Origin of the sequence: Amorphoplanes digitatis, assembly GCF_014205335.1 — a bacterium.
GTDB lineage: Bacteria > Actinomycetota > Actinomycetes > Mycobacteriales > Micromonosporaceae > Actinoplanes > Actinoplanes digitatus.
Genome location: NZ_JACHNH010000001.1, coordinates 3,864,891 through 3,885,904 on the forward strand (window position 1 = coordinate 3,864,891; position 21,014 = coordinate 3,885,904).

Genomic DNA, 21,014 nt, shown 5'->3' on the forward strand with positions numbered 1-21,014 from the left:
ATCATTGACCCCCTACGTTGGACGGATGTCTGTGACTGTCGAAAGACTGGCCGGATACGGCGAGCGTGATTTTGACGCCGACCTGGCCCGATGGTTTCCTGACCGCTCCTTGGTCACGCTGAGCAACCAGATCCGCCCGGTCGCGCCGTTCCTGGAGAGACTGCCGGGAGATGCGGCGGCGGCGTTGGAAGGCTTCGACCGCAAGGTTCGGTCAGGCACCCTGCCAAGGGTTCTCGATGTCAGCGACGACTCGTACGGCTTCGAATTCGCCGCGAACGAATGCGACATTCTCGACAGCGACTACGAGACCGCCCTCACCGACGACGACGTGTGGTCGATCGGTTTCGACGGAGGCGGCAACTATTACGTGGTGCTGACCAATGGTCAGGTCGCGGTCTGGTTCCACGAGGAGCAGGTCATCGAGGCGGACACCAGGTTCGACAACCTGGACGTGTTCCTCTACGCGATCGTGCGATACGAGGCGGTCCGGGCGGGCGTTCTGAACCGTGCCGACGTCGAGGCCGACCTGCTCGCACTCGGCCAGCCGGGCATCGACCACCCGGACACCGGGCTGCTGGCCTACCTGCCGCGGTAGCCGAGGTCCGGCCGGTGGGTCAGGGGCGGGCCGGGTGGAAGCCGAACGGTAGTTCGAGGCGGTGGGCGTGCAGGAGGGGCTCGTCGGCGAGCAGGTTGGGGGTCTTGCCGTCGGCGACGATGCGGCCGGCGTCGAGGATCACCGAGCGGGGGCACAGCTGTAGGGCGTACGGCAGGTCGTGGGTCACCATCAGGACCGTCACCGGGAGCCGTTCGAGGATCTCGGCGAGCTCGCGCCGGCTCGCCGGGTCCAGGTTGGACGAGGGCTCGTCGAGGACCAGCAGCTCGGGTCGCATCGCCAGCACGGTGGCGACCGCGACCCGGCGGCGCTGGCCGAACGAGAGGTGCTGCGGCACCTGGTCGCGGTGTGCGGTCATGTCGACGGCGGCCAGGGCCTCGTCGACGCGGGTGCGTAGCTCCGCGCCGCGCAGGCCGAGGTTGGCCGGGCCGAAGGCGACGTCCTCGGCGACCGTCGGCATGAACAGCTGGTCGTCGGGGTCCTGGAAGACGATGCCCACGCGGCGGCGGATCTCGGCCAGCCGGGCCCGGTCGGCCGGGTCCACCCGCAGGCCGCCGACGGTGACCGTGCCGGCGCCGCCGTGCAGGATCCCGTTCAGGTGCAGGACCAGGGTGGTCTTGCCGGCGCCGTTCGGGCCGAGCAGCGCGACGCGCTCGCCCTGCGCGACGCTCAGGTCGACGCCGTGCAGCGCCACGCTGCCGTCCGGGTAGGCGAAGGTCAGCCCGGCGATGTCGAGGCTCATCGCAGCACCGCCGCGATCGCGATGGCCGTCGCCGCCGCGGGCAGCGCCGCCGCGGCCGCCCAGTCGGCGGTCGTCGCGCCGCCGGTCTCGGGGCGGGGGAGCCGCCCGTCGTAGCCGCGCGAGACCATCGCCAGGTAGACCCGTTCGCCGCGCTCGTACGCCCGCAGGAACAGCGCGCCGACGCCGACCGCGAACGCCTTGACCTGCCACAGGAACCGCGGGTCGTAGCCGCGCGAGAGCCGGGCGATCCGCATGCGCCGCGCGTCGTCGGCGAGGATGTCCAGGTAGCGCAGCATGAACGTGGCGATCTGGGTGAAGGAGCGCGGGCAGCGCAGCCGGTCCAGGCCGATCAGCAGGTCGCGCATCGTGGTGCTGGCGGCCAGCAGCAGCGAGGCGACCACGCCGAGCGTGCCCTTGACGAAGATGTTCCACGCGCCGTACAGGCCGTCGACCGACAGGGACATGCCGAGCCAGGTGATCCGCTCGCCGTGGCCCGCGAACGGCAGCGTGACGGCGAGCAGGACGAACGGCAGCTCGATGGTGGCGCGCCTGGCCAGCCACGGCAGCGGCACCCGGGCCAGCGCGGTCACGGCCGCGAGCAGCAGGGCGTAGCCGGCGAACGCGGCGAACTCGGTCCGCGGCGTGGCCACCACGACGATGGTGAACAGCAGGGTGGCGACGATCTTCACCTCGGGTGCGAGCGCGTGCACCGGGCTGCGGTGGTCCAGGTGCAGCGGATGCGCGTGGCCCGCGCCCATCAGGCCTTCTCGGGCGCGCGCCGTCGCACGAGCCGGAAGAGGCCGCCGCCGATGGCGAAGGTGATCAGGACGCCGAGTACGCCGGAGAGGCCGGTCGACACGTACTGGTTGTCGATGCCCTTGATGCCGTAGTCGGCGAGCGGGCTGTCCGCCAGCTGGTGGTCCTGTTCCCGCCGGAGCATGCAGGTGCCGCCGGTGATCTCGCCGTCGGCGCCGAACGTGCAGCCCTCGCGGGCGGTCGCGTCGAGGCCGTCGGGGCTGCCGGAGGCGAAGTTGCTGACCACCCCGGCCAGCAGCAGCGCCACCAGCAGGCCGCCGGCCAGGAACCAGCCGAGTCGCCTGCTCACGCGGCACCTCCCGACACCATGGCGGGCGCGGGCGCCGCGACCGGCGGCTTGCGGAAGCGACGCATCGCGTAGACCAGGTCCGGGCGTACGCGGGCGACGGTCGCCACCGTCGTCGCCGCGATCAGGCCCTCGCCGATGCCGATGAGCACGTGCGTGCCGGCCATCGTTCCGGCGACCCAGGGCAGCGACAGCTGGGTCGTGCCGCCGAGCCAGTACTCGAACACGAAGCCCATCGAGGCCGCCACGACGCCGATGATCGACGCGATCAGGGCGGTGACCCCGAGTCCCGCCGGCGTCTTCGGCAGCACCCGCATGAGGCCCGCCACCAGCAGGTAGCCCGCCGCCGTTCCGATGATCGCCATGTTGGTGATGTTCAGGCCGAGGGCGGTGAGGCCGCCGTCGGCGAAGAGCAGGCACTGGATGATCAGGACGGTGGAGACGCAGAGCGCGCCGACCCACGGTCCGACCAGGACGACGGCGAGGGTGCCGCCGAGCAGGTGGCCTGAGATGCCGGGCAGCACCTGGAAGTTGAGCATCTGCACCGCGAAGATGAACGCCGCGACGAGCCCGGCCATCGGCGCGAGGCGGTCGTCGAGGTCGGCGCGGGCGCGCCAGACGCAGAAGGCGAGGGCGAGAGCGGAGAAGACGGCGAAGAGTGCCGACACCGGTCCGTTCACGATCCCGTTGGCGATGTGCATCGCCTCGATCTGCATGGAAACCCCTCCCCAGGCCGCAACGTACGGATCAGCATATGAGGAGGGAGTTGTAGTTGCAAAGTCTTGGCAACAAGGTTTGTCAGGTCTGGGATGTTGATCACTTCCGGGGCGCCACCGCGGCGAGGAATCCGGCCTTGACCAGGGTCCGGCTCAGCGGCCGGGCCAGCTCCGCGAGCCGGCCGCAGCGGTCCGCGCCGAGCGCCTGGTACGCCGGGACGGCCAGCCGGTCGGTCTCGGTCTCGATCCGGGCGCGCAGTTCCCGGCCCTGGTCGCTGAGCTCGTCCCCGTCGAGCAGGCCGCGCTCGCGCAGCGCCTCCGCCTCCGCTGCCCACTCCTCCTGGCTCCAGCCGCGGCTCCTGCGCAGGAACTCGCCGTTGGCCTGGCCGGAGGCGGTGTGCAGGACCATCGACTGCAGGCCGGTGAGGCCCGCGACCAGCAGCGCGGCCACGTGCCCGTCGCCGCGGAACTCGCGCAGCACGGTCACGGCGTGCCAGAGCACCAGGTGCGGCTGGTCCGGCCAGTCGAGGGAGGCGTGCGCGGCGAACAGCGGCCGGCCCGCGGTGTGCGCGGTGGCCGACTCGGCCGCGAGCCGGGCCAGCTCCGCCGCCTCGGCCACCTCCGGGCTCTTGATCGCGTCGCCGAGGCCGCGGGTCAGGGCCGCGTCGGCCGCGTCCAGCCGGGCCGCGAGGGCGGCCGCCGGCGTGGTGTGCTGCCAGGCCGCGGGCAGCGCACGGGCCACCCGGCCGGGGTGGAAGTTGTAGAAGGTCGCGACGACGAGCTCCGGCCCGACCGGCCCGAAGACGCCGCCCCGGGAGGCGAAGTAGCCGTTCGAGGCGCTGATGCCGAGCGCCTCGAAGCGCTCCCGGGACTCGGGTACGAAATAGATCATGGCGTGCAGCGGCTCAGCGAGCCGCCAGGCCTCGCGGGCAAGGGCGGGGGTCACCTCGGTCATGCGCGCCATCCTGTCATTACCCGCTAGTAGGGTGCGACGGTGAGCGCCGACATACCGGCCGCCGCGTCCACGTCGACGCGGTCGACGGCGCCGGCCCAGGCGGCCGGGGTGAAGATCTTCCCGGCGGCCACCCCGGCGTGGCGCAGACCGTCCACCGTCACCTGGCCGGCACCGGCGCCGACCCGGATCCGCACCGGTACCCCGCCGGCGGTCCGCACGTCGAAGAGGCTGACCCCGCCGCTCATCCGGACGCCGAGCGTCCCGTCCGGCCGGGGCAGCGTCAGGTTGATCCGGCTCGCGCCGCCGGTCAGGTCGACGCCGCCGACCCGCCCCGAGCTCAGATCGATGGTGCTCAGGTCGGCGCCGCCGGCCATCCGCAGGTCCCAGCGCACGGACGAGTTCAGCGCGATGTCGACCGACTGGGCGTCGCCGTCCAGGCGCAGCAGGATGCGGCCGTCGCGTTCCTCGGTGCGCGGCACCGCGTCGCCGGAGTCCGGCGTGCTGATCCGGTAGAGGGCGTCGCCGAGGTCGGCGGCCCGCACGGTCACCTGCCGCGCCCCGTCGACCAGGTCGAAGCCGGCGGTGGTGCGTCCCTCGCGCGCGGCGGTGGCGGTGTGCCCACCGGCCGCCGCGGCGGCCGGTGGGGCCCAGTCTCCGGGGCCCGGGACGCCGCCGTCGCGGCCCAGCACGAAGACCGCGGTGCCGGTCAGCAGCAGGGCGCCGGCGGCGATGCCCGCACCGATCAGCCAGCGCCGGTCCGGCTCCGGCGGGGGCGCCGCCTCGGGCTCGTCCACCGCAACCGGCTCCGGCTCCGGCTCCGGCTCCGGCTCCGGCTCCGGCTCCGGGTGCGCCGGCGCGGCCGCCGGTGCCGGCCGGCCACGCCGGGCCAGCGCCGGGATCCGCCGCGCCGGCCTGGTCAGCGCCAGGGAGAGTGCGGCCTGCGCCATCCTCGGCGTCGAGGTGTGCGGGCCCGCGGCCGGCGGGTCCGCGGTGATGACCGGCAGCTCGATCGTCGGCTCCTCCTCCGGCAGGGGAGTGCCGGGCTCGGGCCAGTCGGGAATTCCGGGCATGGTGCACCTCCGTGTCGGTGACATCGACCGGTACGCGGCGCGGCGCCCCGCGGATCGGAAGCCGACCGAAACTTGCGTGGCCCGCATATTTGCGTACCGCGCAAGTTGAGCTACGGTGGGCGCATGGGACTCCGCGAGCGCAAGAAGGCCGAGACACGCAGCGCGCTCAGCTGGGCCGCGATCCGCCTCACCGTCGAGCGCGGTTTCGACAACGTCAGGGTGGAGGACATCGCCGCCGCCGCGGGCGTCTCGCCCCGCACGTTCAACAACTACTTCTCCAGCAAGGGCGAGGCCATCGCGTCCCGCCACCTCAACCGCCTCCAGCGCGCCGCCGACGAGCTGCTGGCGCGGCCCGCCGGCGAACCGCTCTGGGAGTCGATCACCCAGGTCGCGCTGAGCCAGCTCGAGCCCGGCCCCGAGCTGGCGTTGCACCCGGTCACCGACCGGGGTGCCTGGGTCGCCGGCCTGCGGACCATGGTCGCCGAGCCCGCGTTGCAGGGCGAGTGGCTGCGCGCCGGCGCGCGGGCCGAGGCGGTGTTCGCCGCCGCGGTGGCGCAGCGCACCGGCACGGATCTCGAGACCGACCTCTATCCGCACCTGGTGGCCGCCGCCGTCGCGGCCGCGAACAACGTCGCGCAGAACCACTACCTGCGCGGCGACGGCACGGCCTCGATGGAGGCACTGCTCACGGAGGCGTTCGCCCGGATCGCCGCGGGCCTGCCGCCGCCCTAGCCCCTCCGCGACCATCGACAGCCCGGCGGGCGCCGGGCCGATGGCCCGTACCCGAAAGAAGGTTCCACCATGTTCGATGTAGTGATCGCCGGTGCCGGGCCCAACGGCCTCATGCTCGCCTGCGAGCTGGCCCTGGCCGGCATCCGGCCGCTGGTCCTGGAGAAGCTGACCGGGCCGACCACCGAGCAGCGGGCCAACGGCCTGGTCGGCCAGGTCGTGCGCATGCTCGACCGGCGCGGGCTCTACGAACGCCTCACCGGCACCCCCGATCCGCCGGTGCCCGTGCCCCGCTTCATGTTCGGCGCGTTCCCGCTGCCGCTGCACGACCTGCCGGACAACCCGCTGTACACGCTGATGGTGCCGCAGTCGCGGATCGAGGCGATGCTCGCCGAGCGCGCCGCCGAGCTGGGCGTCGAGGTCCGCCGCGGGCACGAGGTGCTGGGCGTCACCCAGAACGGGACGTCGGTGACGATCGAGGTCGCCGGCCGGGCGCCGATCGAGGCGTCCTACCTGGTCGGTGCCGACGGCGGGCGCAGCCGGGTCCGCGGGTTCGCCGGGATCGGCTTCCCGGGGGTCACCACCGACGACACCGTCTCGCGCACCGGGCACGTCAGCGTGCCGGCGGACCTGGTCGACCCGCACGGCGCGCTGCACGTGCCCGGTTTCGGGGTGCTGCCGCCGTTCCAGCACACACGCACCGAGCGCGGCCTGATCACCTGGGCGCCGTTCCCCGGAGGCCGGCCCGCCCTGGTCAGCGTCGCGGAGCGGGCCGAGGCCGGCGACGCCGAGATGACCGTCGGCGAGCTGCGCGCCGCGGCCGCCCGGGTGCTCGGCGCGGACCTGCCGATCGCCGCGCCGACCGGAGCCGGTCCGCACCTGCTGCGCCGGACGGCGGGCGGCAACACCCGCCTGGCCGACCGGTACCGGGCCGGGCGGGTGCTGCTGGTCGGCGACGCCGCGCACGTGCACTCCGCGATCGGCGGTCCCGGGCTCAACCTCGGGCTACAGGACGCGATCAACCTCGGCTGGAAGCTCGCCGCCGAGGTGCGCGGCCACGCGCCGGACGGGCTGCTGGACACCTACGAGTCGGAGCGGCGGCCGGTCGGCGAGCGGGTGAACATGCACACCCGCGCGCAGTCGGTGCTGGTCGGGCCGGGCGGCGAGATCACCGCCCTGCGGCAGCTCTTCGGCGAGCTGCTCGAGTCGCCGCAGACCCGGCGGCATATCGCCGCCCTGATGGCGGGCGCCGACATCACCTATGACATGGGTACGGCGACCGGACCGCACGTCGGCCGCTGGGCGCCGGACGTGCCGGGTCTGGCGGCGCTGACCCGTACCGGGCGGCCGCTGCTGCTCGACCCCACCGGACGGCTCGACGCCGGCTCCTGGGCCGACCGCGTGGACGTCGCCCGGACCGAGGGGACCGGCACCGCGCTGCTGCTGCGGCCGGACTGCTACGTCGCCTGGGAGGGCACCTCCGCCGACGGGCTCGAGGAGGCGCTGAGCCGGTGGTTCGGCAAGCCCTGACGGCCTTGTCGCAGGGTGCGGCTAATCTGCCGCAATGGAAGACCTGGCGGCCTGGCTGGCGCGACTGACCTTCGCGGACCTCACGCAGGACGAGGTGACCGCCCGGATCATCGACGCGGTGGCGGCCTGGGGCGACGCGCAGGGCTGGCGGGTCTACCGGCGGGCTCCCAGCGTCGTCACCCTGCCGCCGCCGATGGACCGGCAGCACTCGGTGCTCGACGTCGCGCTGGCCCGCCCCGGGGCGCCGCCGGTCGTGGTGGAGGTGGACCACACCGACCGCAGGCGCACCATCGACAAGCTGCTGGCCGAGGCCGGCGCGGGCCGGGTGGCCGTCTGGGTGCGCTGGGGGCCGGGGCGCCTCGCCGAGCCGCCCGCCCCGATCCGGATGATCCCGCTGCCGGTGACCCGCCACCAGGGCCGCTACGCCCGGCGCACCGAGCCGGAGCGCCCCGCGCCGGCGCACTCGCCGCAGGCGGCCGCGGCGGGCGAGGTGATCGAGCTGCCGCTGCCGGATCAGGACGTGACATGAACCGCCGCGATCCGATTGTGACCGGCGCCGGGGCGGCGTAGCGTCCAGGGCAGAGCCCCTGACCGGAAGGTGGCCGATATGAGCTCGTCCCTACCGGGTCCCGTGCACCTCATCCCGGATCCGATTCCGCTCGCACCGCCCATGCCAGGCCTGCGTCGCCCCCTGTTCCCCCGCGGCAAGCTGGCGCGGTGCCAGGCCGAGGGCTGCTCCTGGCGCAACTTCCTGAACGACCTGACGCCGGAGCACACCTGCCGGCGCCATCCCGGCCAGACCGACTTCGTGCCGGACGGCACCAGGCTGCGGGTGCGCTGCTTCCACGACGGCTGCCTGCAGAACTCCGTCGAGGTCACGTACTGGCGCACCATGCACCACGCCGAGAACTTCCAGTGCTTCAAGCATCTCCTGCCGGGCTGAGCGCCTCGGCGGTCAGCCTCGGGTGCGGCCCTTCAGGTGCCGGCCCATGGCCCGGGAGATCTCCCGGTTGGCGTCCCGCTCGGCGAGCGCCTGGCGCTTGTCGTACTCCTTCTTGCCCCGGGCCAGGGCCAGCTCGACCTTGGCCCAGCCGTCGTTGAAGTACAGCGACAGCGGGACGAGGGCGTTGCCGGGCTCGCGCAGCTTGTCGAGGATCCGGGCGATCTCCACCCGGTGCAGCAGGAGCTTGCGGGTACGCCGCGGCGCGTGGTTGGTCCACGATCCGAAGCCGTACTCCGCGATGTGCAGGTTGTAGAGCATGAGCTCGCCCTCGTGCTCCTGTGCGAACGCGTCCACGATCGACGCGTAGCCCGCGCGCAGCGACTTCACCTCGGTGCCGGCCAGCACGAGGCCGGCCTCGTAGGTCTTCAGGATCGCGTAGTCGTGCCGCGCCTTCTTGTTGGACGCGATGACCTTGCGCCCGCTCTCCCTGGCCGTGGCAGCCCCCTCGATGTCGGCGGACATTCGTCCGCCGACATCTTCGCAAACGAGGACTCAGTCGGTCGCCGCGATCAGGTTCTTGCCGCTCGCCACGTCGAACACCTGGATCTTCGCGACGTCGTACCAGATGCGGGCCGTCCGGCCGCGCTGGACCTCGGCCGAGGCGTCCAGGCGGGCCGTCACGTCGACCCCTCCGCTGCGCAGGTCGTTGCCGGTGTCCTTGGCCAGGTCGTCGAGGTCCTTGGAGTGCGCGCCCTCGCCCTTGATCGTGAAGTAGGCGTAGACGTCCGACCCCATCGCCTCCACGATGTCGACCTCCGCGTCGAACGTGGCGCCGGGCTTGTCGCCGACCAGGGTGGCGTCCTCGAAGTGCTCCGGGCGGATGCCGACGATGACCTCGCGCTCGCCCTCCCCGCTCTCCAGGGCCTGGCGGACCTTGTCCGGCAGCCGCGCCTCGCCGAGGGCGGTCACCACGGAGTCCCCGCGCAGCCGGCCCGGGAAGAAGTTCATCGACGGGCTGCCGATGAAGCCCGCCACGAACAGGTTGGCCGGGTGCGCGTACAGGTGCGCCGGCGCGCCGACCTGCTGGACGATGCCGCCGCGCATGACCACCACGCGGTCGCCGAGGGTCATCGCCTCGGTCTGGTCGTGGGTCACGTAGAGGGTCGTCGTGGCGAGGTTCTTCTGGATCCGGGCGATCTGGGTACGCATCTGCACCCGCAGCTTGGCGTCCAGGTTCGACAGCGGCTCGTCCATCAGGAACGCCTTCGGCGACCGGACGATGGCCCGGCCCATCGCCACCCGCTGGCGCTGCCCGCCGGACAGATTGGCGGGCTTGCGGTCCAGGTGCTGGCCCAGCTCCAGCATGTCGGCCGCCTGCGCGACCTTCTTCTTGATCGTCTCCTTGTCCATGCCGGCGAGCCGGAGCGGGAAGCCCATGTTCTCGCCGACCGTCATGTGCGGGTATAGCGCGTAGGACTGGAACACCATGGCGATGTCGCGGTCCTTGGGCGCCTTGTCGTTCACCACCTGGCCGTCGATGATCAGCTTGCCCGCGGTGATGTCCTCCAGGCCCGCCACCATGTTCAGCGTCGTCGACTTCCCGCAGCCGGACGGGCCGACCAGGATGATGAACTCGCCGTCGGCGATCTCGAGATTGAAGTCGTCGACCGCCAGGGCACCGTCGGGGTAGCGCTTGACCACATGTTCCAGCACGATCTCGGCCATGTCAGCTCCTTCGGTATGGGTCAGCCCTTGACGGCGCCCGAGGTGAGCCCCGCGACGATCCGCCGCTGGAACACCAGCACGAAGATCACGATGGGGATGGTGATGACCACGGCGGCGGCCGCGATCGGTCCGGTCGGTTTCTCGAACGTGGTGGCGCCGGTGAAGTAGCTCATCGCCGCCGGCACGGTGCGCGCGTTCGAGGTCGAGGTGAGCGAGAGTGCGAACAGGAAGTCGTTCCAGCAGGAGATGAAGACGAGGATTGCGGTGGTGAAGATGCCGGGCATGGCCAGCGGGGTGATGACCTGGCGGAACGCCTGGTATGGCGTCGCGCCGTCCATCTTCGCCGCCTTCTCCAGGTCCCAGGGGATCTCCCGGAAGAACGCCGACAGCGTGTAGATCGCGAGTGGGAGCGCGAAGGCGACGTACGGGATGATCAGGCCGGCCCAGGTGTCGAACAGCCCGATCGAGGTCTCGATCTTGAACAGCGGCGTGACAAGTGCGATCTGCGGGAACATCGAGACGAGCAGCGCCGCCGCCACGATCAGCATCTTGCCGGGGAACTGGAGGCGTGCGATGGCGTACGCGGCCATCGTCCCGAACGCGATGGCGATCGCGGTGGCGATGATGCAGATGCCGATCGAGTTGAACAGCGCCCTGAGGAAGTCCTGGTTGCTGAAGATCGCGGTGTAGCTGTCGTCGCTCGGCGAGGTGGGTAGGTACTTCCCGTCGTTGAGCGTCGCGTCGTCCTTCACCGACAGCGACACGATCCAGATCACCGGAACGAACGCGTACAGCAGGACGATCGCGTTGACGCCCCACCACATCAGCTTGCGGTTGGTGGTCTCGGGTTGCATGGCTACCGCCTCCCCGCGTCGGATCCGGGCGCCGCCGCCCCGAAGAGCTTGATGAACAGGAAGGCGATGATCCCGACGGTGAGGAAGATCAGCACCGACATCGCCGATCCGATGCCGAGGTTCAGGCCCCGGATCAGGTTGCTGTAGGCCACCATCGACACCGAGCTGGTCTTGTTCGACCCGCTGGTGAGCACGAAGATGTTGTCGAACACCCGGAACGCGTCAAGGGTGCGGAACAGCAGCGCCACCAGGATGGCCGGCTTGATCAGCGGCACGGTCACCATCCAGAACCGCTTCCACGCGTTCGCGCCGTCCATCGAGGCCGCCTTGAGCAGGTCCTCCGGCACCAGGGCCAGGCCGGCCATCAGCAGCAGGGCCATGAACGGAACGGTCTTCCAGACCTCGGCCAGGATGATGATCCCGATCGACGGCCAGAACTCGGTCAGCGGTGCCGAGTCGGAAGGTGCGAGCCAGCCGATGCCCTGTGTCCAGGCGAAGCGCCAGGAGAAGGCCGCGACGACGGTCACGATCGCGTACGGCACCAGTGCCGAGGTGCGCACGAGCCCGCGCCCCACGATCGTGCGGTGCATGACGATCGCCAGCAGCATCCCCAGTGCCAGCTCGAGGGTCGCGCCGACCACCGTGAGCAGCATGGTGACACCGAACGCGGTCCACCAGATGGGGCTGGAGAGCACGGTGATGTAGTTGTCGAACCAGATGAACTCGTTGGCGTCCGGCCGGCGCAGGTCCGCCTTGTTCAGCGAGAGCCAGAACGCGTACAGGATCGGATAGGCGGCCACCGCGGTCATGATCACCACGGCCGGCGCGACCAGCATCAGGCCCAGCTTGCGCTCGGCCCGCTTGGCATCGGTGTGGCGCTGGCGGGCGATCTGGAGGGTGCCGTCTTCGAACTGGTCCTCGGCCGCCACGGCGGCCGAGGTCGGGGTGATGGTCATGGCACGATCCCCTTGCCGTCGATCGCGTCCCGGATGGAGTCGCGCAGCTTGTCGGCCGCCTTCTGCGGGTTGATGCTCTGCGGTGGCGAGAGGGTGGTCGACACGAGCGTCGAGATGTTCTGGTACACCGGCGAGACCGGTCGCGGCACGGCCGCCTCCAGCTCGGTCATCATGACGTCCGCCATCGGGTACGCCTTCTTGAACTCCGGCAGCTCGAAGACGGTGGCCAGGGCCGGCACGTCGCCGCCGTCGAGCGCGGCGCTGAGCGCGTTCTTCTCGTTGCGCATGCACATCGCGGCCTCGAAGGACTCCTCCGGGTGCTTGCTGTAGGTGCTGATGGCGTAGTTCATCCCGCCGAGGGTCACCTTCGGCGGGCTGCCGTCCACCGAGGGGTACGGCGCGTAGCCGAGGTCGTCGACCAGCTCCGGGTTCGCCTCGCGCATGGAGCTCAGCACGTACGGCCAGTTGAGCGAGAACGCGGACCGGCCGGCCTGCAGGTCCGCGAAGACCTCCGGCTCCTGCGCGTTCGACAGCGACGCGCTGGTCACGCCCGAGGTGGAGAGCTTGTGCAGCAGGGTGAGCGCCTGCACGGTCTTGTCGTCGATGGTGGGCGCCGAGCTGTCCTCGTTGACGAGCGTCCCGCCGTACGCGGTGATCAGGTTGTTGACGTTCACCACGTATCCCTCGTACTGGGCCGCGGTGAAGCCGATCTCGTAGGGCTTGCCCTGCGCCTTGAGCTGCTGGGCCATCGAGATCATCTCGTCGATCGTCTTCGGCGGCGTCGGCACCAGCGACTTGCGGTACCAGAGCAGCTGGACGTTTGTCGTGCGTGGTACGCCGTAGAGCTTGTCCTTCCACGTGGCCGTGTCGATCGGCGGCTGGAGGGTGTCCTTGGTCGCCTGCGCCTTCTGGTCCCCGGTCAGCTCCCGGATCCACTTGGCCTCGGCGAACTCGGCGGTCCAGGTGACGTCCATGCCGAGCAGGTCCATGCCGTCGTCCTTGGCGGCGAGCCGGCGCACGAACTGGTCGCGCTGACCGTCGGCATCGCTTGGCAACAGGTTGCCCACGATGGTGTACCGGCCGGCCGCCTGCTGGTTGCAGTCGTCAATGATCTTGTCGAATCCGAGCCCGCTCGCACCGCCGTAGAGGTTGATCACCGTGCCGTCGGGGGCGCTGGAGCAGGCCGCGACCGGGGTCAACAGCGCAAGGACGCCGATGATCGAGGTCCACCGTCGTTGAATCATCATCGATCCTCCGTTCGGGCAGACTGGTGGCAGATTGTGGCCCACCTCACAGCCCTGACGTCGACATTGCCAGATATCGGGGAGGTGCGCGACCGCTGGGGAATCTGATTCCGCGGTGATCGATGTGCTTCCCGTGGCAAGTCGGCCGTGAAAACGTGACAGGACGGACGTTCCCACTGTGTCGATTTAGCAAGAGAGGGCGCAGCGATGATCTTTATTACCGCGAAGTTCCTGATCAATTCGGCGGACGCCGACCGCTGGCCGGAGATCGCGGGCGGCTTCACGGCCGCGACCCGCGCCGAGCCGGGCTGCCTGTGGTTCGACTGGTTCCGCGGCGTCGACAACCCGGACGAGTACGTCCTGGTGGAGGCGTTCCGCGACGGCGCGGCGGGCGCGGCGCACGTCGGTTCGGCGCACTTCAAGCAGGCGCAGCAGGATCTGCCCGCGCACCTGGTGGCGACGCCGAAGATCGTCAGCCAGACGGTCGACCAGGACGACTGGTCGGAGCTGGGCGAGATGGCGGTGCCGGGCAGCTGACGCGCCGCGGCCCCGGACCTCGGGCGAGGTCCGGGGCCGCCGCGTTCACCCGGTCGTGTTCAGTCGGGCACGGTCAGGAGACCACCGCGCTCAGGGCCGGGTACCAGCGGTTCGAGATCTTCTGGTTGCCGCTGTCGTTCGGGTGCACGCCGTCCGGGGTGTCGGTCGCCGTGTTGAAGCCGGTCCACTGGTCGACGACGGTGACCGGGGAGGCCGCCGTGCTGGTCGACGCGGCCCAGGCCGGGATCGCCGCGTTGAAGTTGATCACCCGCTGGCCGCAGTCCGCGCAGTTGCTCGGCGCCATCGGCAGGATCTGGGCGACCAGGATCTTCATCGCCGGGTTCGAGGCGCGCATCTGCCCGACCAGCTTCGTGAACGCCGCCAGGATGGTGGCGGGCGAGCGGTTGTTCCACACGTCGTTGGTGCCGAAGTGCATCATCACCACGTCGGGGTCGGTGGCCGCGAGCCAGCCGGGCAGCTGGTTCTGGTCGGCGACGTTGGTGGCCAGGAAGCCGCCGTGCCCCTCGTTCTCGCCGTCGTAGGTGAAGCCGCAGCCCTGCGCGGGCAGCGTCCCGACGAAGTCCACCCGGGTCAGCCCGGCCTGTTGCAGCCGCTGCCAGAGCAGCGCGCGCCAGCAGCCCGGCGATCCGGTGATCGAGTCGCCAAGCGGCATCACGCGGACCGTCCCGCCGGTCGGCGGGGGCGTGGTCGGCGGTGGCGTGGTGCCCGGCGTGGTGGGTGGCGTGGTCGTCGGGGTGGTCGGGGGAGTGGTGACGCCGCCGGTACAGGTCACGCCGTTGACGGTGAACGACGACGGCACGCCGTTGGTGCCGGTCCAGGCACCGTTGAAGCCGAACGACGTGGTCGCGCCGGTGGCGACGGCGGCGTTGTAGCCGGCGTCGCGCACCGACACCGCCGCGCCGGACTGGCTGACCGCGCCGTTCCACAGCTGGGTGACCGTCTGGCCGTTGGGGAACGAGAAGGCCAGCGTCCAGCCGTTCAGCGGGTCGCCGAGGTTGGTGATCGCGACGGACGCGCCGAAGCCGCCCGGCCACTGGCTGGTGACCGTGTAGGCGACGCGGCAGCCGACCGCGGCGGACGCCGGCGCGGCCAGCAGGCCGACTCCGATGAGCGCGGCCGCGGCCACGCAGGCGAGCAGTTTTCTGGGGGACATCGCCTCACCTCAGGTACTGAACCGCGAAAGGGGGAGTTGACGGCATCATGTCATGGGAGCGCTCCCAGCAACAGTCGAAACATTCACCAAGGTTAATTTCATAAAAATTTCGGGGGGTTGACGTAACTATTTCGTGGCGGCACTCTTGGGAGCGCTCCCAATTGATACGTATCACTGTGAGGAGATCCCATGGCGGCCATCGGAAAGATCGCCGGGCTCGGCGTCGTGGCCCTCGGCGCCGCGCTGCTGACGGGCGTTGACGCGCAGGCGGCCGCCGGCTGCCGGGTCGCCTACGCGGTCACCAACACCTGGCAGGGCGGCTTCGGCGCGTCAGTCGAGATCACCAACCTCGGCGACCCGCTGAACGGCTGGACCCTGGGCTGGACCTTCGCCTCGGGCCAGACGGTGACCCAGCTCTGGAACGGGGTCGTCACCCAGTCCGGCTCCTCGGTGAGCGTCAAGGACGCCGGCTACAACGCCGCGCTGGCCACGAACGCGTCCACGTCGTTCGGCTTCAACGGCGCGACCACCGGCGCCAACGCCGACCCGACGGCGTTCACCCTGAACGGCGTGGCCTGCACCGGCGCCACCACCCCGACCACCTCGCCGCCGACGACACCGCCGACGACACCGCCGACCACGCCACCGACGACACCGCCGACCTCCGCGCCGCCGACCACCGGCACCGGCCGGCAGATGGAGCGGCTCGACCGCGGGCTGATCAGCGTCCGCTCCGGCAGCGGCAACCTGGTCAGCTGGCGCTGGCTCGCCGCCGACCCGGCCGACGTGGGCTTCAACGTCTACCGCGGCACGACGAAGGTGAACGCCACGCCGATCACCGCGTCGACCAACTACCTCGACGCCGGTGCCGCGGCCGGGTCCGCGTACACGGTGCGGGCCGTCGTCGGCGGCACCGAGCAGGCCGCGTCCGCCGGGTCGCTGAACTTCGCCGCCGGCTACCTCGACGTGCCGATCCAGAACCCCAACAGCTCCGCGTACGCGGCGAACGACGCGAGCGTCGCCGACCTCGACGGCGACGGCCAGTTGGAGATCATCCTCAAGTGGGACCCGCTGAACTCCAAGGACAACTCGCAGTCCGGCGTCACCGACCCGGTCTACGTCGACGCCTACGAGCTCAACGGCACCAGGCTGTGGCGGATCAACCTGGGCCGCAACATCCGGGCGGGAGCGCACTACACCCAGTTCCAGGCGTACGACTACGACGGCGACGGCGACGCCGAGGTGGCCATGAAGACCGCCGACGCGACCGTCTCCGGCACCGGCCAGGTGATCGGCGACTCGGGCGCCGACTACCGCAACTCCAGCGGCTACGTCCTCACCGGCCCCGAGTTCCTGACCATGTTCGACGGCCGCACCGGCGCCGCCCTGTCCACCGTCGACTACGTCCCGCCGCGCGGCACCGTCTCCTCCTGGGGCGACTCGTACGGCAACCGGGTCGACCGCTTCCTGGCCGGCACCGCCTACCTCGACGGCGCCCGGCCCAGCGTCATCATGGCCCGCGGCTACTACACCCGCACCGTCGTCGTCGCCTGGGACTTCCGCAACGGGACGCTCACCCGGCGCTGGACCTTCGACAGCAACAGCTCCACCAACTCCGGCACCGCCGGGCAGGGCAACCACCAGCTGTCGGTCGCGGACGTGGACGCCGACGGCCGCGACGAGATCGTCTACGGCTCGCTCGCCATCGACGACAACGGCGCCAAGCTCTGGAACACCGGCCTCGGACACGGCGACGCCCTGCACGTCGGCGACCTGGACCCGTCCCGGTCCGGCATCGAGGTGTTCAAGGTCGACGAGGACTCCAGCAAGCCGTCCTCCTGGTTCGCCGACGCCCGTACCGGCCAGGTGATCTGGTCGACCCCGGCGAACGGCGACAACGGCCGCGGGGTCTCCGGCGACGTCTGGTCCGGCAGCGCCGGCGCGGAGTCCTGGTCGTCGGCCGCGGACGGCGTGCGCGGCCCCTCCGGCTCGGTCGTGTCGAGCCGCAAGCCCGGCTCGACGAACTTCCTGGCCTGGTGGGACGGCGACCCGGTCCGTGAGCTGCTGGACGGCAACCACATCGACAAGTACGGCACGTCGTCGGACACCCGGCTGCTGACCGCCGCGGACGTGCACTCGAACAACGGCACCAAGTCGACACCGTCGCTCTCCGGCGACCTGTGGGGCGACTGGCGCGAGGAGGTGATCTGGCCGAACACCGCCAACACGGCGCTGCGCGTCTACGCGACGCCGACCCCGACGGACCGCCGGATCACCACCCTGTTGCAGGACTCCCAGTACCGGATGGCGCTGGCCTGGCAGAACACCGCCTACAACCAGCCGCCGCACCCGAGCTTCTTCATCGGGGCGAACATGGCCACCCCGCCGCGGCCGAGCATCCGCCAGCCCTGACCGGTATGGACGGCGAGCACGGCGGTGGGCGTGAGCTGGGCAGACGCACACCCGCCGCCGGAGCTCGCGGGCGGGTGGGCCCGCACGGTACGCGGTGGGGTGTACCGCGGGCCCACCCGCCGACAAACCTCCGGCGCCACCCAGCCTTAGATCAACCATGGCGCTGGGCCGTCTCTGGGCCGTCTCCGCCGAGCAGCGCATCCAACGTAAGCCGCGCACGGCGGGGACTGTCGGGCATGAGGTGGGCGTACACCCGCAGCGTGAACGCCGGGTCGGCGTGCCCGAGCCACTCGGCGACCGCCTTGACGCTCTCACCGGCGTCCAGGAGCGCGGACGCATAGAAATGGCGCAGCGCATGCATCCCGTTGGCCCGGCTTCGCGCGATCCCGGCAGCCTTGAGCGCCGGATGCCAGATCTGCTCGGCGATGACCTGCTGACGCAGTGCGGTCTGGCGCTGCGTGGTGAACAGCAACGGCACTGTGACTTCCCGGCCGTGTACAGGATCCTCCCACGGCAGAACCACAGCACGGGGCGGGAACTCCCGCACGTGTGCCTGGACGGCGTGGGCCACGGAGTCCGGCAGTGGCACCCGGCGTTCCGTGTCGTTCTTCGGCAGACCGAAAACCAGCCGAGATCCGACCCGCTTGACCTGACGACGAATCGTCAGCCAGCCGCCGGCGGCGTCGAAGTCGTCGGCGGACAAGCCGAAAATCTCACCCTGGCGAGCGCCGCAGCCCGCGCCGAGGTCGACCACCGGCCGATACCGCCGCGAGACGGCAGCTCGGACGGCGGCGACGGCTCCGACCGTCCACGGCACCACCCTGGGCAGCGTACGAGTCGGTGCCGTGACGGAGCGAGCCGAGCAGGGGTTCTTGGCGATGAGACCGTCATCGGCGGCTGCGGTCAGGATCGCGCTCAGGTGGGCGAACAGCACTACCCGGGTGTTGTCCGCCAGATCCCGGGAGGCCAGCCACACGGCCCATTCCCGGACCGTGCTGGGCCGGATCGAGGCGACCGCCCGTTGCCCGAAGAAGGGGATCAGGTGATTACGGACCCGCGATCGCACCCCTACCCGGCTCGACTCGTCCATCCGATGAGTGCGTAGCCAGTGCTTAGCGAACTCGTCGAACGGCTTTCTCCCCGCTGCCGGGTCGACGTAGCTGCCCCGGCTCTTGTCCGCCTCCACTCCGTTGAGGAACTCCTCCGCCACCTTCTTCGCACGGTCCGGGAAGGACTTGCTGCGCTCGTAGCCGTCGGGCGCGATGTAGCGAACCCGATAACGCAGGCCCTGCCCGTAGCGGCTTGTCCGTACACGAACGAGCTTGTCATCCGGCCCGGTGACGGTCTTGTACCAGCGGTCCTCGACATGCCCCATGGCTACGCCGCCTCCTGGTCGTGGTACCAGGCTCGGACCTTCGCCGGGTCGTAGCGCAGGTGCCGGCCGACGCGAGCGGCGGGCGGCCCGTAGCGCCGCTTGCGCCAGGTGTAGAGCGTCTCCACCGGAATACGCAGGAAGACCGCCACGTCCTCGACGGTCCAGCGCGGATCCTCTATCGGTGTTGCCATCGGTCCTCTCCGTCGATTCGGCGTCAAGGCGGGCTTGACGGTTGACGGCCGTTCACGCGGCCAGGGTGTCCAGGTACTGCCTGGCGGTTTCGGCGTGTTCTCGGGCCATCGCGGCGGAGGTGTTGGCGAGCATCGCGTCGGCCGGTGTCTGCCAGCCGACGCCGACGAATTGCAGGAAGTTGACGACCAGCGTGGTCGGCTCCGCCGCCCGTTCGGTCGTCTCCGGGCCGCTGCTCTGTGCCCGGCGGAAGACGACACGTTCACCGCGGAGCAGGGCGAAGGTGATCGAGTAGCGGCGGGACTTGGTGAAGCAGTGGCCGCCGAAGCCGAGCATGTGCGCCCAGCGGCGCATCCGGGCCGACGGGTCACGCCGTCCGGGCCTGCGGCGCGGCCGCTGGGGTTCCGACTGGGCCAGGTTCCGGGCGACGCAGACGGGGCAGGCGCGGTAGCGGGTGCGAGTGCCGCAGTCAGGGCAGGTCCACGGCCGGCCGAACGGCTCCGCGGGCAGGTCCGGGCGGGGCCGGTCCGGGATCGGGCCGGGGTCACGGTGCGGGGCCCCGAGTTGCCAGCAGGCGGAGACGAGGCGTTCGGTGTGGGTGCCGTCGGGGTCGGCGTAGACGTCGATCAGTTCCTCGGTCATCCGGGGTGAGATGTGGCCGAAGACGTCGGTGGACTTGGTGGCGTACTTGGCCAGGTAGGAGGAGACCTGGCCCATGGTGATCTCGTCCGGGCCACGGCCGTCCGCGGTGATCACCTTCATCTTGACCTGCTCGCCCCAGGCGATCCGCCAGCCCTCGGGCCGGGTCGGGTGTGGTTCGGTGGTCAATGAGACAGTGGCGGCGGCGTGGTCGACGGCGGCCTTGAGGTCGTGAGCGGTCAGGCCGGGCGGCGGCGCGACGATGGTGTCGGGCCGGTCCGGGTCACGGCCGTCGAGGCGGACGATGACATGGAAGTGGATGGCGGCGCGGCGCTGCATCTCGGCGCCCTTGTCGAACTCCGCCCGGGCCGGTGACCGGCGGTGGATACGGGTACGGCCGTCCTTGCTGTCGGTCACGATCTCGACGTCGGGGATGCCGCGTTCCCGGGCGAGGCGGTGCAGGTAGCGGTCGACGGCGATGGTGGTGCGTCGCCACAGTTCGCCGGACATCAGGTTCCACACCGCGTGCGCGTCGTAGTCGTAGCAGTCCAGGCATAGCGGCGCGCCGAGGTTGCGATCGTCGGCGCCGTGGCGGGCGAAGCAGACCAGGCGGGTGCCGTGGACGCAGACGGTGAAGTCGCGGCGGGCGTGGCAGGGTTCCGGGCGGCAGTCGCAGTCGGCGCGCCGGGCGCAGGTGTGCCGCTTGACGACGCGGGTGTGGACCGGGCCGAACGAGGGTGCGGTGAAGGTCGGGAACACCGCCGGGTGCTCGGCCACCTGTTCGGGGACGCCTTTGCCGCCGGCCAGGCCGGCGCGGACGATCTGGTAGGCGTCGTTCTGGTAGAGCTTGGAGCAGGACGGGCAGACCGAGGCGCGGCGGTTGCCGCAGGGCTTGTAGATGACCCCGTCCGGCATGTCCGCGGTGGAGCGTTCGGCGAGCAGGCGACCGGTGGTGGCTTCGATGGTGGCGATGGTTCCGGCCAGCCGGACCGGCCGCGTGCACGCGGAGGCGGTCTTGACGTGGGCGAGCCACGCCTCGTAGTCGGGCCGGGCCGCGCGGGCGACAGCCTGCTTGTCCAGGTCGGCGGAGCGGCGCCACCAGGCCGGGACGGTGACCGGCTCGGCGCACGCCGCCGCACCCGAGGCCGTGGCGGCGTCGGGTGTGACGGGCAGCGTCGAGACAGTCATTGCTGGCGCACTCCGACGGCCGGGGACCGGTATGGGATCTCGATGCAGTCGGGGCACCCGCAGCCGGAGGGCTGAATGAGGTCGTGGGCGTCGTACATGACCCAGGCGCGGTCGAGCTCGGCGCAGGTGCGGCACGAGCCGGGCGGCCGGTCGCATTCGGCGCGGTGGACCTCGTCCAGGACGCCGAGGTCTTGCTCCGCCAGCATCACGATGGTGTGCCAGTAGACGTTCGGGTCGCCGGCGAGTGGCTTCAGCAGATCACGCATGCGTTTCGCCTCGGTCAGGTCCGGGGCGGCCGGTGACGTCGCAGGCAAGCCGGTC

23 protein-coding genes are annotated in these 21,014 nt (G+C 71.1%); 7 read left to right on the top strand and 16 right to left on the bottom strand.

Translation table 11 applies throughout. The annotated features are described in order from the left end of the window. Positions 1–25 precede the first annotated feature (25 nt). Positions 26–595 carry a hypothetical protein gene (locus tag BJ971_RS16730; RefSeq protein ID WP_184994165.1) on the top strand — a complete coding sequence of 190 codons (570 nt, stop codon included), beginning with the start codon at positions 26–28 and terminating at the stop codon, positions 593–595. 19 nt (positions 596–614) lie between these two features. Here BJ971_RS16730 and BJ971_RS16735 read toward each other — a convergent pair whose 3' ends face one another. The 6 genes from BJ971_RS16735 to BJ971_RS16760 form a co-directional block, all read right to left on the bottom strand. After that, complete coding sequence (locus BJ971_RS16735; protein WP_184994167.1) at positions 615–1,355, bottom strand: energy-coupling factor ABC transporter ATP-binding protein; 741 nt, start codon at positions 1,353–1,355, stop codon at positions 615–617. After that, the gene (cbiQ, locus tag BJ971_RS16740) at positions 1,352–2,113 is read right to left on the bottom strand and encodes a cobalt ECF transporter T component CbiQ (RefSeq protein ID WP_184994170.1); all 762 of its coding nucleotides are present in this window, start codon (positions 2,111–2,113) and stop codon (positions 1,352–1,354) included. Before cbiQ ends, BJ971_RS16735 begins: the two co-directional genes overlap by 4 nt. Then, complete coding sequence (locus BJ971_RS16745; RefSeq protein WP_184994172.1) at positions 2,113–2,460, bottom strand: PDGLE domain-containing protein; 348 nt, start codon at positions 2,458–2,460, stop codon at positions 2,113–2,115. The genes cbiQ and BJ971_RS16745 overlap by 1 nt, the downstream gene beginning before the upstream one ends. Next, positions 2,457–3,173, bottom strand: coding sequence for an energy-coupling factor ABC transporter permease (locus tag BJ971_RS16750; protein WP_184994174.1), 717 nt, complete (start codon positions 3,171–3,173; stop codon positions 2,457–2,459). Before BJ971_RS16750 ends, BJ971_RS16745 begins: the two co-directional genes overlap by 4 nt. 100 nt (positions 3,174–3,273) lie before the next feature. Beyond that, a complete protein-coding gene (locus tag BJ971_RS16755) occupies positions 3,274–4,128 on the bottom strand; it encodes an SCO6745 family protein (RefSeq protein WP_184994176.1) in 855 nt (284 codons plus the stop codon). Between the two features lie 23 nt (positions 4,129–4,151). Next, positions 4,152–5,198 carry a hypothetical protein gene (locus BJ971_RS16760; protein ID WP_184994177.1) on the bottom strand — a complete coding sequence of 349 codons (1,047 nt, stop codon included), beginning with the start codon at positions 5,196–5,198 and terminating at the stop codon, positions 4,152–4,154. A gap of 123 nt (positions 5,199–5,321) precedes the next feature. Here BJ971_RS16760 and BJ971_RS16765 point away from each other — a divergent pair, with 123 nt between their 5' ends. The 4 genes from BJ971_RS16765 (at position 5,322) to BJ971_RS16780 (ending at position 8,400) form a co-directional block, all read left to right on the top strand. After that, positions 5,322–5,930: an acyl-CoA-like ligand-binding transcription factor gene (locus tag BJ971_RS16765; RefSeq protein WP_184994179.1), complete on the top strand. Its 609-nt coding sequence runs from the start codon at positions 5,322–5,324 to the stop codon at positions 5,928–5,930. A 69-nt stretch (positions 5,931–5,999) separates the two neighbouring features. Then, positions 6,000–7,457: an FAD-dependent monooxygenase gene (locus BJ971_RS16770; RefSeq protein ID WP_184994181.1), complete on the top strand. Its 1,458-nt coding sequence runs from the start codon at positions 6,000–6,002 to the stop codon at positions 7,455–7,457. A gap of 34 nt (positions 7,458–7,491) precedes the next feature. After that, positions 7,492–7,986 (top strand): hypothetical protein, encoded by a 495-nt coding sequence (locus tag BJ971_RS16775; RefSeq protein ID WP_184994183.1) that lies wholly within the window; start codon positions 7,492–7,494, stop codon positions 7,984–7,986. A gap of 78 nt (positions 7,987–8,064) precedes the next feature. Continuing rightward, positions 8,065–8,400 carry a hypothetical protein gene (locus BJ971_RS16780; RefSeq protein ID WP_184994185.1) on the top strand — a complete coding sequence of 112 codons (336 nt, stop codon included), beginning with the start codon at positions 8,065–8,067 and terminating at the stop codon, positions 8,398–8,400. Between the two features lie 12 nt (positions 8,401–8,412). Here the strand turns inward: BJ971_RS16780 and smpB are convergent, their stop codons facing one another. Genes smpB through BJ971_RS16805 form a run of 5 tightly spaced genes read right to left on the bottom strand, consistent with a single transcriptional unit; the run spans position 8,413 to position 13,182 of the window. Beyond that, the gene (smpB, locus tag BJ971_RS16785; RefSeq protein ID WP_184994194.1) at positions 8,413–8,922 is read right to left on the bottom strand and encodes an SsrA-binding protein SmpB; all 510 of its coding nucleotides are present in this window, start codon (positions 8,920–8,922) and stop codon (positions 8,413–8,415) included. 30 nt (positions 8,923–8,952) lie between these two features. Then, on the bottom strand, positions 8,953–10,125 hold the full coding sequence (locus BJ971_RS16790) for an ABC transporter ATP-binding protein (RefSeq protein ID WP_184994196.1): 1,173 nt from the start codon (positions 10,123–10,125) through the stop codon (positions 8,953–8,955). 20 nt (positions 10,126–10,145) lie between these two features. Next, positions 10,146–10,979, bottom strand: coding sequence for a carbohydrate ABC transporter permease (locus tag BJ971_RS16795; protein ID WP_184994198.1), 834 nt, complete (start codon positions 10,977–10,979; stop codon positions 10,146–10,148). Positions 10,980–10,981: 2 nt separating this feature from the next. Further along, the gene (locus tag BJ971_RS16800) at positions 10,982–11,935 is read right to left on the bottom strand and encodes a carbohydrate ABC transporter permease (protein WP_184994200.1); all 954 of its coding nucleotides are present in this window, start codon (positions 11,933–11,935) and stop codon (positions 10,982–10,984) included. Further along, complete coding sequence (locus BJ971_RS16805; protein WP_239087198.1) at positions 11,932–13,182, bottom strand: ABC transporter substrate-binding protein; 1,251 nt, start codon at positions 13,180–13,182, stop codon at positions 11,932–11,934. The genes BJ971_RS16800 and BJ971_RS16805 overlap by 4 nt, the downstream gene beginning before the upstream one ends. Positions 13,183–13,386: 204 nt before the next feature. On the opposite strand from BJ971_RS16805, the gene BJ971_RS16810 reads away from it, so the two are divergent. Further along, on the top strand, positions 13,387–13,716 hold the full coding sequence (locus BJ971_RS16810) for a putative quinol monooxygenase (RefSeq protein ID WP_184994202.1): 330 nt from the start codon (positions 13,387–13,389) through the stop codon (positions 13,714–13,716). A 73-nt stretch (positions 13,717–13,789) separates the two neighbouring features. Here BJ971_RS16810 and BJ971_RS16815 read toward each other — a convergent pair whose 3' ends face one another. Then, positions 13,790–14,890, bottom strand: a complete 1,101-nt coding sequence (locus BJ971_RS16815) for a cellulose binding domain-containing protein (RefSeq protein ID WP_184994204.1) — start codon at positions 14,888–14,890, stop codon at positions 13,790–13,792. 189 nt (positions 14,891–15,079) lie between these two features. Between BJ971_RS16815 and BJ971_RS16820 the strand changes: the two genes are divergently transcribed. Further along, positions 15,080–17,302, top strand: a complete 2,223-nt coding sequence (locus BJ971_RS16820; RefSeq protein ID WP_184994206.1) for a rhamnogalacturonan lyase family protein — start codon at positions 15,080–15,082, stop codon at positions 17,300–17,302. 151 nt (positions 17,303–17,453) lie between these two features. Here BJ971_RS16820 and BJ971_RS16825 read toward each other — a convergent pair whose 3' ends face one another. The 4 genes from BJ971_RS16825 to BJ971_RS16840 are packed head-to-tail and all read right to left on the bottom strand — an operon-like array spanning position 17,454 to position 20,959. Then, the gene (locus BJ971_RS16825) at positions 17,454–18,677 is read right to left on the bottom strand and encodes a tyrosine-type recombinase/integrase (RefSeq protein WP_184994208.1); all 1,224 of its coding nucleotides are present in this window, start codon (positions 18,675–18,677) and stop codon (positions 17,454–17,456) included. 2 nt (positions 18,678–18,679) lie between these two features. Next, positions 18,680–18,868 carry a helix-turn-helix domain-containing protein gene (locus BJ971_RS16830; RefSeq protein ID WP_184994210.1) on the bottom strand — a complete coding sequence of 63 codons (189 nt, stop codon included), beginning with the start codon at positions 18,866–18,868 and terminating at the stop codon, positions 18,680–18,682. Between the two features lie 52 nt (positions 18,869–18,920). After that, positions 18,921–20,693 (bottom strand): replication initiator, encoded by a 1,773-nt coding sequence (locus BJ971_RS16835; protein WP_184994212.1) that lies wholly within the window; start codon positions 20,691–20,693, stop codon positions 18,921–18,923. Beyond that, the gene (locus tag BJ971_RS16840) at positions 20,690–20,959 is read right to left on the bottom strand and encodes a hypothetical protein (RefSeq protein ID WP_184994214.1); all 270 of its coding nucleotides are present in this window, start codon (positions 20,957–20,959) and stop codon (positions 20,690–20,692) included. The genes BJ971_RS16835 and BJ971_RS16840 overlap by 4 nt, the downstream gene beginning before the upstream one ends. Positions 20,960–21,014: the final 55 nt, after the last annotated feature.